The following is a 13699-nucleotide window of genomic DNA, read 5'->3' on the forward strand; positions in this document are numbered from 1 at the left end:
GCGCCGATTTGTGAACTTCGCCGTCGCCCTCGGGGCGACGAAAGGATAAAAGGTTCGGCCGTCCGCGCCGAGACGTGACTGCACAGGGGAATGCCATGAGCACCGGTTCCTTCGATATCGCCGACATCAAGCGCCGCATGCAGGGCGCCATCGGCGTGCTCAAGGATGAGCTCGGCGGGCTGCGCACGGGGCGGGCCTCCGCCAGCCTGGTGGAGCCCATCACCGTGGAGGCTTACGGCTCCAAGATGCCGCTCAACCAGGTGGCCACCGTATCGGTGCCGGAATCGCGCATGCTGCAGGTGCAGGTGTGGGATCGCGGCATGGTCGGCGCGGTGGAAAAGGCGATCCTGAACAGCAATCTCGGCCTGAACCCGGCCACCGAGGGCCAGGTGCTGCGGCTGCGCATTCCCGAGCTGAACCAGGAGCGCCGTCAGGAACTGGTGAAGGTGGCGCACAAATATGCCGAGGCCGCGCGGGTTTCGGTGCGTCACGTGCGCCGGGACGGCATGGACCAGCTCAAGAAGCTGGAAAAGGACGCCGAGATGAGCTCCGATGACCTGGAGCGGCTCTCCAAGGATGTGCAGAAGGCCACCGATGAGGCCATCGCCGAGGTGGATCAGGTGGTGGCCGTCAAGGAGAAGGAAATTCTCTCGGTCTGAGCTGCGGGTGAAAGGAGCGCCACGCGTTGAGCCCCGAGCATGCCATGACCTTGCCCGCCGCCGGCGACGAGGGCGCCCCCAGCGGGACGCCGGCGATGGTGCCCACCCATGTGGGTATCATCATGGACGGCAATGGGCGCTGGGCCACCGCGCGCAAGCTGCCGCGGGTGGAGGGCCATCGGCGTGGGGTGGAGGCCCTGCGGCGGTGCGTGCATGCGGCGCGCGAGCTCGGCATCCGCTACCTGACCATCTACAGCTTCTCGCACGAGAACTGGTCACGGCCGCTCACTGAGGTGAGCGAGCTGATGGGGTTGCTGAAGTTCTTTATCCGTAACGATCTGGCTGATCTGCACGCCTCCAATGTGCGGGTGCGCGTCATCGGCCAGCGGGCGGGGCTTGCCAAGGAGATCTGCGCGCTGCTGAGCGAGGCGGAGGCCCTCACCCGCAACAATACGGGCCTCACCCTCATCGTCGCCTTCAACTATGGCGGACGCCAGGAGATTGCCGCCGCCGCCGCCGCCATCGCCGCCGACGCGGTGGCCGGGCGGATCCGGCCCGAGGATGTGGCGCCGGAGATGATCGCCGCGCGGCTGGAGACGGCGGGCATTCCCGACCCCGACCTCATCGTGCGCACGTCGGGCGAGCAGCGCCTGTCCAATTTCCTGTTGTGGCAGGCGGCGTACGCGGAATTCGTCTTCCTGCCCATCTACTGGCCGGATTTCGACAAGGCGGCGCTGATTGCTGCGGTGACGGAATTTGCCCGCCGCGAGCGCCGGTTCGGTGGCGTGACCCCATCGGCGGCGCGCTGATGCGGGCCATTGGCAGCGATCTGAAGAATCGCACGGTTTCGGCTTTGGTTCTGGTGCCTCTGGTGCTGGGCATCACCGTGCTCGGCGGCTGGGCGTTTGCCGCTTTGTGGCTGCTGGCGGGGCTCGCCATACTGCACGAGTGGGGCGAGATCTCGCGGCTGGGCCAGCGGGCCGCTTGGTTCACCCTGTGCGCGGTGACCCTGTGCGGGGCCGGCGCGCTGCTGATGCTGTCCGATCGCCATTATGCGCTGAGTCTGCTGCTGATCGGCGCGGCCGGGGCCGCCCTGGTGGTACCGCGTCAGAGCGTGTGGAGCCTGTCCGGACTGCTGGTGGCGGGAGCGGCGGCGCTGCCGGTGATCGCGCTGCGGGGGCAGGGGCCCCTGGGCCTGCTGGCGGTGCTGTTTCTCTACGCAGTGGTATGGGCCACCGACATCTTTGCCTATTTCTTCGGCCGCCTTCTGGGAGGCCCCAAGCTGTGGCCACAGGTCTCACCCAACAAGACCTGGTCTGGCGCCATCGGTGGGGTGCTGGCGGCGGTGGTGGCCGGGCTGGCGGTGGCGGCCATCGGCGGCATCGGCAATCTGCTGCCGCTGGTGCTGGTGGCGGCGGGCCTCAGCATGGTGAGCCAGGCCGGCGACCTCGCCGAATCGGCGGTAAAGCGGCGCTGTGGCGTGAAGGACGCGAGCCGTCTCATTCCCGGTCATGGCGGCCTTCTGGATCGGCTGGATGGATTCGCAGCCGCTGCGCTGGTGGCGCTTGTGCTGGCCGAATTGCGGATGGCCATCGATCCTGCCGCCGGCCTGCTGATGTGGTAGGACCTGCGTCATGAAGACACCGGCCATAAGAACGTCGGCCATGAAGACGTCGGCGATGACGACACCGCTCCGGTCGGCGCCGGGGCCACGACCCGACGGCGCGCCGCAGCGGCTGTCGATTCTCGGGGCAACCGGCTCCATCGGGCACAGCGTCGCGAAGGTGCTGGCGGATGCGCCCGGGCGGTTCACCGTGGAAGCGGTGGCCGGTGGGCGCCAGGCGCGGGCGTTGGCCGAAATGGCGGTGCAGCTGAACGCGCGGTTCGCAGCGGTGGCGGATCCCGCCGCCAGCGCGGAATTGGCGGAAGCCCTGGCGGGCACCGGCATCGCCTGCGGGGCGGGACCTTCGGCGGTGTGCGAGGCGGCCGCCCGCGAGACCGATCTGGTGGTGAGCGCCATCGTCGGCGTCGCCGGGCTCGCTCCCTCGGTGGCGGCACTGGGGGCGGGGCGGCGCATGGCCCTTGCCAATAAGGAATGCCTGGTGGCGGCGGGCGACTTCTTCATGGCGGAAGCGGCGCGGCGCGGCACCGAGCTGCTGCCCATGGACAGCGAGCACAATGCCATTTTCCAGGCCCTGTCGGCGGCGCCGGACGTGGCGGTGGAGCGGGTGACCCTTACGGCATCGGGCGGGCCGTTCCGCCTGAAGAACCGGGACGAGATTGCCCGGGCGACCCGTGCCGATGCGCTCAAGCATCCCAACTGGTCCATGGGCGCGAAGATCACCATCGATTCGGCGACCTTGATGAACAAGGGGCTGGAACTGATCGAGGCCCGCCATCTGTTCGCCCTGGCGCCGGAGCAGCTCGATGCGGTGGTGCATCCCGAATCCGTGGTGCACGGCCTGGTGTCGTTCGTGGATGGGATGGTGGTGGCAGGGCTTGCGGTGCCCGATATGTGCGTGCCCATCGCCCACTGCCTGGCCTATCCGCAGCGCCTGTCCATCTCCAGCCGGCGGCTCGATCTGGTGCGCTGCGGCCAGTTGACGTTCGAGGCGCCGGACGAGGTGCGTTTTCCCGCTTTGCGGCTCGCCCGGGCCGCCATGGCGGCGGGCGGGGCGGCGCCGACCCTGCTCAACGGTGCCAATGAGGTGGCGGTGGCCGCCTTCCTCGAAGGGCGCATCAGCTTCTATGGAATCACCGATCTGGTGGAGGAGACCCTGGCGCGGGTCAGCGCCGGCGCGGCACCCGCCAGCGTCGAGGAGGCCCTGGCTGTGGATCAGGAGGCGCGACGGCTGAGCGCGGCGCTCTTGCCTAAGTTTGCCGCAAAGGCATCCTAAGAGGCAAAGTACGGGCGGCGCGACGCCGGTTCCGGCGCAAGGACGAGGGACGATGGACGCAGTTTCGGCTTTGGGAGCCAGTCTCACCGGTTTTGGCACGTCGCTGCTGGGCTACATCATTCCCTTTCTCTTCGTGCTCACCCTTGTGGTGTTCTTTCACGAGCTTGGGCATTTCTGGGTGGCGCGGCGGGCCGGCGTGCGGGTGGTCACCTTCTCGCTGGGCTTCGGCCCGGAGATCGCCGGGTTCTATGACCGGCACGGCACCCGCTGGCGGCTCTCGGCCATTCCGCTCGGCGGCTATGTGAAATTTTTCGGCGATGAGGATGCCGCCTCGGTGCCCGATCAGGCCCAGCTCAACCACATGAGCGCGGCGGAGCGGCGGGAGAGCTTCTTCTTCCAGCCCCTGAAGTGGCGGGCAGCGATCGTCGCCGCGGGGCCCATCGCCAATTTCATTCTCGCTATCGTCATCTTCTCCCTGGTCTTCATGGTGTTCGGGCGCCAGGAGACGGCGCCGCGGGTGGACCAGGTGAGTGTCGGCAGTGCCGCCGAGCGGGCCGGCTTCAAGCCGGGGGACCTGGTGCTGTCCATCGACGGCTCGCCGGTGGAGAGCTTCGCGGACATGCAGCGCATCGTCGGCATCAATGCCGGGCAGCCTCTGGCCTTCCGGGTGGAGCGCGGCGGCGCCGAGGTGGGGCTGACGGCGACCCCCGAGCTGAAGGAAGTGAAGGACGGCTTCGGCAACGTGCATCGCACGGGGCTGTTGGGAATCTCGCGATCGCTGGCCCAGGGCGACATCACCACCCGCCGCTATGGGCCGGTGGAGGCGGTCGGCATGGGGGTGCAGGAGACCTGGTTCGTGGTCACCCGCACCTTCGACTATCTGGGCGGGCTCATCGTCGGCCGGGAATCAGCGGACCAGCTCGGCGGGCCGATCCGCATCGCCCAGGTTTCCGGGCAGGTGGCCACGTATGGAATCGGCGCGCTGCTGTCGCTGGCGGCGGTGCTGTCCGTTTCTATCGGTCTTCTTAACCTCTTTCCCATCCCGATGTTGGATGGGGGGCATCTTCTGTTCTACGCTTTCGAGGCGGTGAGGGGGCGCCCGCTGAGCGCGCGCACCCAGGACATCGGGTTCCGGATCGGGCTGGCACTGGTGCTGATGCTGATGATCTTCGCGACCTGGAACGATGTCCTGCATATTGCTGCAATGTAAGGGCTTTGTGGGGGTGCTGGGGGTCGTGGCGGCAGCGCAACGGTCTCGGCAAAAAGGCGGGCAGGATGGTGCGCTCGGTTTGCAGCGCGATCAAAAGCCTGTAAAAGCGGCTCCACAGGGTGAGAATCCGTTGCGGGTCCCCGCACGGGTTCGTGATCGTCGACATTTCTTAAGGTTGCGTGCCACATGACTGCTCCGCTCCGGGTGTTGAGAAAGCTGGCCGCCGCAGTAGGCATTGCCGCATGTGTGGCGGTGTCGGCGGGGGCTGGTTCCCTTGTCGTGGCAAGCCCGGCCGCAGCTCAATCGAGCTCCATCGTGGTCGAAGGAAACCGCCGTGTGGACGCGGAGACGATCCGCTCCTACTTCGGCAAGGGGCCTTACACGGCCGCCAAGGTCGACGAGGCCTGGAAGGCGCTCTATGCGACCGGCCTGTTCTCCGATGTGCAGGTCAGCCAGTCGGGTGGCCGCATCATCGTGCGGGTGTCCGAGAATGAGGTGATCAACAAGGTCGCCTTCGAGGGCAACAAGAAGATCAAGGACGAGGTGCTGGCGGGCGAGGTTCAGTCCAAGCCGCGGGGCACCCTGTCCAAGGCCACCGTGCAGGCCGACACGCAGCGCATCATCGATGTGTACCAGCGCTCGGGCCGCATGAACGTCCGGGTGAACCCGGTCACCATTGATCGCGGTAACGGCCGTGTGGATCTGGTGTTCGAGGTCACTGAGGGTGAGAAGGTCGGCGTCAAGGACATCAAGTTCGTCGGCAACAAGGCGTTTTCCGACTGGAAGCTGAAGGACGTCATCTCGACCACCACCACCAACTGGCTGTCGTTCCTGAAGTCCACGGATGTGTACGATCCGGATCGGGTGAATTCCGATCAGGAGCTGCTGCGCCGCTTCTATCTGAAGAATGGCTACGCCGATTTCCGCATCCTGTCGGCGACGGCGGAGCTGGATCCGGCCGGCAATGGTTACATCATCACCTTCACGCTGGATGAGGGTGAGCCCTACAAGTTCGGCAAGGTGGATGTGGTCTCCAATATCCGCGACGTGACCCCGGAATCCCTCAAGGGGGTGGTGCGGGCCGTCGAGGGGCAGACCTACAACGCCGACATGGTGGAGAAGTCTGTCGAGAACATCACCATCGAGGTGTCGAAGAACGGCTATGCCTTCGCCCAGGTGCGTCCGCGCGGCGATCGCGACTTCGAGGCCAAGCGGATCAACGTGCTCTTCGTGGTCGAAGAGGGGCCGCGGGTGTATGTGGAGCGGATCGAGATCCGCGGGAACACCCGTACCCGCGATTGGGTGATCCGGCGTGAGTTCGATCTGGGCGAAGGCGATGCCTACAACCGCGTCCTGGTGGATCGGGCGGAGCGGCGTCTGCGCAACCTCGGCTACTTCAAGACCGTGAAGATCTCCACCGAGCCCGGCTCGGCCCCCGATCGCGTCATTCTGGTGGTGACGGTCGAGGATCAGCCCACGGGTGAGTTCGCCATCTCCGGCGGCTACTCCACCTCGGACGGCATCATTGGTGAGATCTCCCTGGGCGAGAAGAACTTCCTGGGTCGGGGGCAGTATGTGAAGGTGTCGGGCTCCTGGGGTCAGAATGCCCAGGGTGCCGAGTTCTCCTTCACCGAGCCTTACTTCCTGGGCTACCGTCTGGCCGCCGGCTTCGATCTCTACTGGAAGGAGACGCAGGCGACCAGCTACACCAGCTATGCCACCAACACGGTGGGTGGCGGTCTGCGGTTCGGTCTGCCGATCACCGACGAGGTGACGCTGGCGCTGCGCTACAACCTCTACCAGCGTGATCTGTCCACCTGCGATATCGACACCTACAACACCTACGAGCTGCAGCAGTATTGCCAGAGCACCACCTCGTGGGCGGTGCGCGAGGCGGTGGCGCAAGGGTCGACCATCACGTCGGCGCTCGGCTACACCCTGTCGTTCAACGGTCTCGATAACAGCCAGAACGCCACCCAGGGCCTGTATGCAGAGCTCAAGCAGGATCTGGCGGGTCTCGGCGGCGATGTGAACTTCATCCGCACCACCACCGACATCCGTCACTACACCCCCCTGATGTACGGCGACGCGGTGCTGTTGCTGCATGGTCAGGCGGGCTATGTGAGCTCCTGGGGTGATGACGACCTGAACATCACCGACAACTTCTTCATGGGTCCCAACCTGGTGCGTGGCTTCGCCCCGTCCGGTATCGGTCCCCGTGACGTGGCGCCCTGCGCGACCCGTGCCGCCAATGGCACGGCGAACGTTGCGACCGCCGCGTACTACAACTGCCTTCAGAACAATTCGACGGCCCTGGGCGGCACGCTCTACTGGGGTCTGTCGGCGGAAGTGCAGTTTCCGCTGGCCTTCCTGCCGAAGGACATCGGTCTGAAGATGGCGGTGTTTGCCGATGCCGGCTCGGTCTATGACTACAATGGCCCGACCACCTTTTCGGGTGTGCCCGGCTGGAACACCAACAACTTCTACGGCAACTCGAACCTCGTGAACTGCGCCAGCACCGGCTACAACACGAAGAACCCTGTCGGTAACGTCTGCGTCGCCGATGAGAATGTGGTGCGGTCGTCCATCGGCGCCAGCCTCATCTGGCAGTCGCCCTTCGGTCCGCTGCGGTTCGACTATGCCTGGGCCATGTCGAAGGCCAGCTACGACGACATCCAGGAATTCCGCTTCTCGGGCGGCACCCGGTTCTGACATCTCTCTCCTAAAGGCAGGCGCCGGAGGGCCGAGGCGAAAGCCGACGCTGTCCGGCGCCTGATCATGTCTAGCTATGAGCGAGCCTGTATTCTTCCCGCTGCCGGAGCCCCTCACCCTGGCGGCCATTGCAACCCTGTGCGGGGCGCAGCTGCGTCCAAAGGACGGGGAAGACGTGGAGGGGGCCGGCACGCGGCTGCTGCGCGGCGTCGCCACGCTGGAGACCGCGGGTCCCGACGAACTCGCCTTCTGCGACACGCCGCAGTTCGCGGACAAGATGGCCAGCAGCCGGGCAGGGGCCTGCATCACCTCCGAGCGCTTCGCCGCCAAGGCTGAAGGGGCTTTGCCGCTGCTGATCGCCCCCCGTCCGGCTGCCGCATTCCTGACGGTGATCCGCACGCTCTTTCCCGCAGCGCTGCGGCCCCTATCCATCTTCGGGCAGGAAGGCGTCGCGCCCGGTGCGCAGGTGCATCCTTCGGCGCGGCTCGAGCACGGGGTCACGGTGGATCCGGGCGCGGTGGTCGGTCCCGGTGCAGAGATCGGTGGGGGAACGGTGATCTGTGCCGGCGCCATCATCGGCCCCAACGTGCGCATCGGCCGCAACTGCTCCATTGGTCCTGGCGTCAGTGTCATCCATGCGCTGGTCGGCAATAACGTGATCCTGCACGGCGGCGTGCGGATCGGCTCCGATGGCTTCGGCTACCAGCCGAGTCCGCGCGGCCATCTCAAGGTGCCCCAGCTCGGCCGTGTGGTGCTGCAGGATGACGTGGAGATCGGTGCCAACACCACGGTGGATCGCGGCGCACTCTCCGATACCGTCATCGGCGAAGGCACGAAGATCGACAACCTGGTGCAGATCGCCCACAACGTGGTGATCGGTCGCCACTGCATCGTGGTGTCGCAGACCGGCATTTCCGGCTCCACCCGCCTCGGCGATTTCGTGATGCTCGGGGGCCAGGTGGGCGTGGTGGGGCACGTCACCATCGGTGATGGCGCGCAGATCGCGGCCTCAAGCAATGTGAACAGCGATGTTCCGCCCGGCGTGCGCTGGGGCGGTTCGCCGGCAAAGCCCGTGCGCGAGTGGTTCCGCGAGGTCACCACGCTGAAGCGGCTGGCGGCCCGTGGCGCGCACGGCGAAGGAAAGGAAGAGGACAAGGCATGAGCGAGACGGTTCCCTCGCAGGTGGCCACCGGCGACGAGAAGGTGCTGGAGAGCGCGGACATCCAGAAGGTGCTGTCGTGCCTGCCCCATCGCTATCCGTTCCTGATGGTGGACCGGGTGGAGCGCATCGACGGTGATGCCTCCTGCGTCGGCATCAAGAACGTGACGGCGAACGAGCCCCATTTTCAGGGCCACTTTCCCGGCAATCCGGTCATGCCCGGCGTGCTCATCATCGAGGGCATGGCCCAGACGGCGGGCGTGGTCTGCGTGCTCGGCAAGGACAAGCAGCAGCCCTCGCTCGTGTATTTCATGACCATCGACGAAGCCAAGTTCCGTCGTCCGGTGGTGCCAGGCGACGTGCTGGAATACCACATGACGCGCATCTCCCGGCGGCGGAATATGTGGTGGTATCGCGGCGAGGCTCGGGTGCGGGGCGAACTGGTGGCCGAAGCCAAGGTCGGCGCCATGATCGTGGAGAATTGAGCGTGCCGAAAATCGACCCCACCGCCCGTGTTGAAAACGTGGCGGGGCTTGCTGATGACGTGGTCATCGGCCCTTACTGCATTGTCGGTCCGCATGTGGTGCTGCACGCGGGGGTCAAGCTGCACGCCCACGTGAATATCCAGGGCGACACCACGGTGGGTGCCGGTACCGAGATCTATCCCTTCGCCTCCGTGGGCACGCCGCCACAGTCGGTGCACTACAAGGGCGAGCGCACCAAACTCTTCATCGGCGAGAAGTGCCAGCTGCGCGAGCACACCACCGCCAATATCGGTACCGCCAATGGCCGCGGCGAAACCCGCATCGGCAATGGCGTGATGATGATGGTGGGCGCCCACGTGGGGCACGACTGCATCGTCGGTGATCAGGTCATCTTCGCCAATAACGCGACGCTCGCGGGCCACGTCTCGGTGGGCGAGTTCACCTTTCTCGGCGGCTTGTGCGCGGTGCACCAGTTCACCCGCATCGGCGCGCAATGCATGATCTCCGGTCTGACCGGGGTGCGCGAGGACGTGATCCCCTACGGCAACGTGCTGGGCCAGGCCGGCAAGCTGGTGGGGCTCAACGTCATCGGCATGCGGCGGCGCGGCTTCACCAAGACCCAGCTGCACGAGGCGCGGGCGATCTATCGCGATCTATTCTTCGGCGAAGGCACCTTCGACCAGCGCCTGGCGCAGGTGCGCGAGAAGGTGGAAACCTCGCCGTTTGCGGCGCAGGTGATGGCCTTTATCGACGCGGATCGCAATCGCGCCCTGTGCCATCCCTCGCGAGGCGTGAGCAGCGAGGCGTGAGCCGCGAGCCGGATCCAATGGGGCGCGCATCCGCGTCTGCCGGGATGGAGACCATGGACGAGCGACCCTTGGGTATCGTCGCGGGAAGCGGCGCCTTCCCGGCGGCGGTGGCCGAATCGGTGCGGGCGCAGGGCCGCGAGGTGGTGCTCTTCCTCATCCAGGGCTTTGCCGATCCCGCATTGGAACGCTACGAGCACCATTGGTTCCGCCTCGGCTCCTTGGGTTCGGTCGCGTCGAAAGCGAAGGCGCGGGGCATCCAGCAGGTGGTCATGGTGGGCGGGCTCACGCGGCCGCGGCTGCGCGATCTCGGCCTCGATTGGACGATGCTGCGATTGCTGCCGCGCATTGCCGGCCTGTTCCGTGGTGGCGACAATCATCTGCTTTCCGGCGTGCTGCAATTGGTAGCGGAACAGGGCTTCACTTTGTCCGGTGCCCATGAGGTGGCGCCCGGCCTCCTGCTGCCGGAAGGGGTGCTGGGCGGCGTGACGCCGAGCCCCCAGGACCGCGCAGATGTGGCGCGCGGCCTCGACGTCATCCGCGCCCTCGGTCCTTACGATGTGGGGCAGGGGGTGATCGTGGTGGATGGCTGGGTGGCCGCCGTGGAGGCGGCCGAAGGCACCGATCAGATGCTGGCGCGCTATGGCGAGCTGCGGCGCAGCGGGCGGCTGCGGGTGAGTGCCGGCCATGGGGTGCTGGTGAAGGCGCCCAAGCCCGAGCAGGATCGTCGGATCGATCTGCCCTCCCTGGGGCCGGCCACGGTGGCGCGCGCTCACGAGGTGGGGCTGCGCGGCATCGCTTTCGAGGCGGGCGGGGCCATCGTGCCCGAGACCCAGGCGCTGGTGGCCGCTGCGGATGCGGCCGGCCTGTTTGTCGTCGGCGTGGGCCACGGTGCCCCTGGAGCGCTCGCGTGACGACCGGCGAGGGGGCGGCCCCGCAGGCGCCGGTGCGCATTTTCATGGTGGCGGGGGAAGAATCCGGCGACCAATTGGGCGGCGCGCTGATGGAGGCGCTGGCCCAGGCGGCTGGTTCCCCGCTCCATTTTCGTGGGGTTGGCGGCGCCCGGATGGCCGCCGCAGGGCTGGAAAGCCTCTATCCCATGGAGGACCTCACCGCCATCGGCGTGACGGCGGTGATTGGCAAGCTGCCCATCATCCTGCGCCGGCTGCGGCAGACCGTGGCGGCGATCCTCAAGGATCCGCCGGATGTGTTGGTGCTGGTGGATGCACCGGATTTCACCCACCGCGTGGCGGCCCGGGTGCGGGCGGCCAATCCGCGCATTCCCATCGTGAAATATGTCTCGCCCACCGTGTGGATCTGGCGGGAGGGACGCGCAGCGGCCATGCGGCCCTATGTGGACGCGCTGCTGGCGCTGCTGCCGTTCGAGCCGGAGGTGCATCGGCGCCTGGGCGGGCCACCCACCTTCTACGTGGGTCATCCATTGCTGGAACACCTGGATGAGCTGCGCCCCTCGGCCGCCGAGGCCGAGCGCCGCCGGGCGGAGCCTGCCCGCGTGCTGGTGCTGCCGGGCAGCCGGCGGCGCGAGATCTCCCGCCTTGGGGCGGACTTTGGGGCGGCGCTGGCGATGGTGGCGGCGCAGCGCCCGCTGGATCTCGTTCTACCCACCCTGCCGCGGCTGAAGGGGCTGGTGGAAGAGACGGTCGCATCGTGGCCGGTCAAGCCGCGCATCGTCACCACGCCCGAGGAGAAATATGCGGCCTTCCGCACGGCGCGGGCGGCGCTCGCCGCCTCGGGGACGGTCACCCTGGAACTCGCCCTGGCCGGCGTGCCCCATGTGGCCGCCTATCGTGTGGGCTGGCTGGAGGCGCAGATCGGCCGGCGCGTGCTGAAGGGCACGACGGTGATCCTCGCCAATCTGGTGGTGGGCGCAGACGTGGTGCCGGAATTCCTGCAGGAGTTCTGTAACCCGCAGGTGCTCGCTACGGCCCTGGGCGAGATGCTGGAGGACAGCCCGCGTCGCCAGCTGCAGGAGGATGGCTTCGGCCGGCTCGACGACATCTTCGCCATCCGTGGCCCCAGCCCCAGCGCCCGGGCTGCCGAGGTCGTGCTGCGTTTGGCCCGGAGCGGCCGACCGGCGGCGCTGCCCGGAGCGTGATCCGTGCGCCGCTGCGGCGCGCACCGCTCTCCCTCACATCTGCATTCTGCTGGTCTGCGGGCCGCGAGGCCGCGGGGACCGCGCCATGTGTCGCGCGCCCACTGGCAACGGCGTGCGCCGCCAGTGGGCGCGGCAGGGGCCTATGAAAACAGGGCGAATGAAAACAGGGCGAAACCTTGCGGTTTCGCCCTGTTGGTCTCAGGCGCCGCGGCGGGGAAGCCGCCATGCGGGCCGATATCATGTCGTCTGTCCGCGGCTCACTTGCGCTGCGACATGGGGATGTAGTCGCGACGATCGGCGCCGGTGTAGAGCTGACGGGGACGGCCAATGCGCTGGCTCGGATCCTCGATCATCTCCTTCCACTGGCCGATCCAGCCCACGGTGCGGGCGAGAGCGAACAGCACGGTGAACATGGTGGTGGGGAAGCCCATCGCCTTCAGGGTGATGCCCGAATAGAAGTCGATGTTCGGATAGAGCTTCTTCTCGATGAAGTATTCATCGTGAAGGGCAATGCGCTCCAGCTCCACGGCCACGTCGAGCAGCGGGTCATCCTTGATGCCCAGCTCGGTCAGCACTTCGTGGCAGGTCTTCTGCATGATCTTGGCGCGCGGGTCGTAGTTCTTATAGACCCGGTGACCGAAGCCCATGAGACGGAACGGATCGTTCTTGTCCTTGGCGCGGGCGATATACTCGGGGATGCGGTCCACGGAACCGATTTCCGCGAGCATCTTCAGGGCCGCCTCGTTGGCGCCGCCATGGGCGGGACCCCAGAGGCAGGCGACGCCGGCCGCGATGCAGGCGAACGGGTTGGCGCCCGAGGAGCCGGCGAGGCGCACCGTGGAGGTGGATGCATTCTGCTCGTGATCGGCATGCAGAATGAAAATCTTATCCAGGGCGCGGGAGAGCGTGGGGCTCACCTTGTATTCTTCGCAGGGAACCGCGAAGCACATGTTCAGGAAGTTGGACGTATAATCCAAGCTATTCTTCGGATAAACGAAGGGCTGGCCAACGGAATATTTGTAGGCCATGGCCGCCAGCGTCGGCATCTTCGCGATCATGCGGATGGATGCGATGAGGCGCTGGGTCGGGTCAGAAATGTCGGTCGAGTCGTGATAGAAGGCCGACAGAGCGCCGACCGAAGCCACCATGATGGCCATCGGATGGGCGTCGCGGCGGAAACCGTTGAAGAAACGGGTCATCTGATCGTGAATCATCGTGTGATGAGTCACGGAATGGTCGAATTCCGCTTTCTGGGCGGCGGTGGGAAGCTCCCCGTAGAGCAGGAGATAGCAGGTCTCCAGGAAGTCGCCGTCCTCGGCGAGCTGCTCGATGGGATAGCCGCGATAGAGCAGAACGCCCTCGTCGCCGTCGATATAGGTAATCTTACTTTCGCAAGAGGCCGTCGAGGTGAAGCCGGGGTCGTAGGTGAACATCCCGGTCTGGCCATAGAGCTTCGAGATGTCGACCACGTCAGGCCCGATGGTTCCCCCGCGGATCGGCAGGTCCCAGCTCTGCTCGCCCAAGCTCAGCTTGGCGGATTTGGCCCCGGTGTTGTTGGTGGCGTCCATGGATCCCTCATCCTTTGGGCGGACTGGGCGCCTTCGCTGGCGCGAAGCCGCCGCAGCGCAGTCCTAAACCCTCCCCAATCCTGCCGC

12 protein-coding genes are annotated in these 13699 nt (G+C 66.5%); 11 read left to right on the forward strand and 1 reads right to left on the reverse strand.

Features of this window, described 5'->3' with window-relative positions:
* The first annotated feature begins 95 nt into the window (after window positions 1-95).
* The 11 genes from frr (at window position 96) to lpxB (ending at window position 12044) form a co-directional block, all read left to right on the forward strand.
* A complete protein-coding gene (gene frr / locus MEU52_RS10625) occupies window positions 96-659 on the forward strand; it encodes a ribosome recycling factor (protein WP_238121247.1) in 564 nt (187 codons plus the stop codon).
* Between the two features lie 44 nt (window positions 660-703).
* Window positions 704-1468 carry an isoprenyl transferase gene (locus tag MEU52_RS10630; RefSeq protein ID WP_238121426.1) on the forward strand — a complete coding sequence of 255 codons (765 nt, stop codon included), beginning with the start codon at window positions 704-706 and terminating at the stop codon, window positions 1466-1468.
* Window positions 1468-2283 carry a phosphatidate cytidylyltransferase gene (locus MEU52_RS10635; protein ID WP_238121248.1) on the forward strand — a complete coding sequence of 272 codons (816 nt, stop codon included), beginning with the start codon at window positions 1468-1470 and terminating at the stop codon, window positions 2281-2283. Before MEU52_RS10630 ends, MEU52_RS10635 begins: the two co-directional genes overlap by 1 nt.
* Window positions 2284-2338: 55 nt before the next feature.
* Complete coding sequence (dxr, locus tag MEU52_RS10640; protein WP_238121427.1) at window positions 2339-3556, forward strand: 1-deoxy-D-xylulose-5-phosphate reductoisomerase; 1218 nt, start codon at window positions 2339-2341, stop codon at window positions 3554-3556.
* A gap of 52 nt (window positions 3557-3608) precedes the next feature.
* Complete coding sequence (rseP, locus tag MEU52_RS10645; RefSeq protein ID WP_238121249.1) at window positions 3609-4766, forward strand: RIP metalloprotease RseP; 1158 nt, start codon at window positions 3609-3611, stop codon at window positions 4764-4766.
* 186 nt (window positions 4767-4952) lie between these two features.
* Window positions 4953-7478 carry an outer membrane protein assembly factor BamA gene (gene bamA / locus MEU52_RS10650; RefSeq protein ID WP_238121250.1) on the forward strand — a complete coding sequence of 842 codons (2526 nt, stop codon included), beginning with the start codon at window positions 4953-4955 and terminating at the stop codon, window positions 7476-7478.
* 76 nt (window positions 7479-7554) lie between these two features.
* On the forward strand, window positions 7555-8640 hold the full coding sequence (gene lpxD, locus MEU52_RS10655; protein ID WP_238121251.1) for a UDP-3-O-(3-hydroxymyristoyl)glucosamine N-acyltransferase: 1086 nt from the start codon (window positions 7555-7557) through the stop codon (window positions 8638-8640).
* Entirely contained in the window at window positions 8637-9122 is a 486-nt protein-coding gene (gene fabZ / locus MEU52_RS10660) for a 3-hydroxyacyl-ACP dehydratase FabZ (protein WP_238121252.1), read from the forward strand. The genes lpxD and fabZ overlap by 4 nt, the downstream gene beginning before the upstream one ends.
* A 2-nt stretch (window positions 9123-9124) precedes the next feature.
* Entirely contained in the window at window positions 9125-9931 is an 807-nt protein-coding gene (lpxA, locus tag MEU52_RS10665; RefSeq protein ID WP_238121253.1) for an acyl-ACP--UDP-N-acetylglucosamine O-acyltransferase, read from the forward strand.
* A gap of 53 nt (window positions 9932-9984) precedes the next feature.
* Entirely contained in the window at window positions 9985-10842 is an 858-nt protein-coding gene (locus tag MEU52_RS10670; protein ID WP_238121254.1) for an LpxI family protein, read from the forward strand.
* Entirely contained in the window at window positions 10839-12044 is a 1206-nt protein-coding gene (lpxB, locus tag MEU52_RS10675) for a lipid-A-disaccharide synthase (RefSeq protein ID WP_337927108.1), read from the forward strand. The genes MEU52_RS10670 and lpxB overlap by 4 nt, the downstream gene beginning before the upstream one ends.
* A 257-nt stretch (window positions 12045-12301) precedes the next feature.
* On the opposite strand, the gene gltA is transcribed toward lpxB, so the two are convergent.
* Window positions 12302-13612, reverse strand: coding sequence for a citrate synthase (gene gltA, locus MEU52_RS10680; RefSeq protein ID WP_238121255.1), 1311 nt, complete (start codon window positions 13610-13612; stop codon window positions 12302-12304).
* Window positions 13613-13699 lie beyond the last annotated feature (87 nt).

This window comes from Xanthobacter sp. NM-25 (assembly GCF_022138605.1).
Taxonomy (GTDB): domain Bacteria; phylum Pseudomonadota; class Alphaproteobacteria; order Rhizobiales; family Xanthobacteraceae; genus Xanthobacter.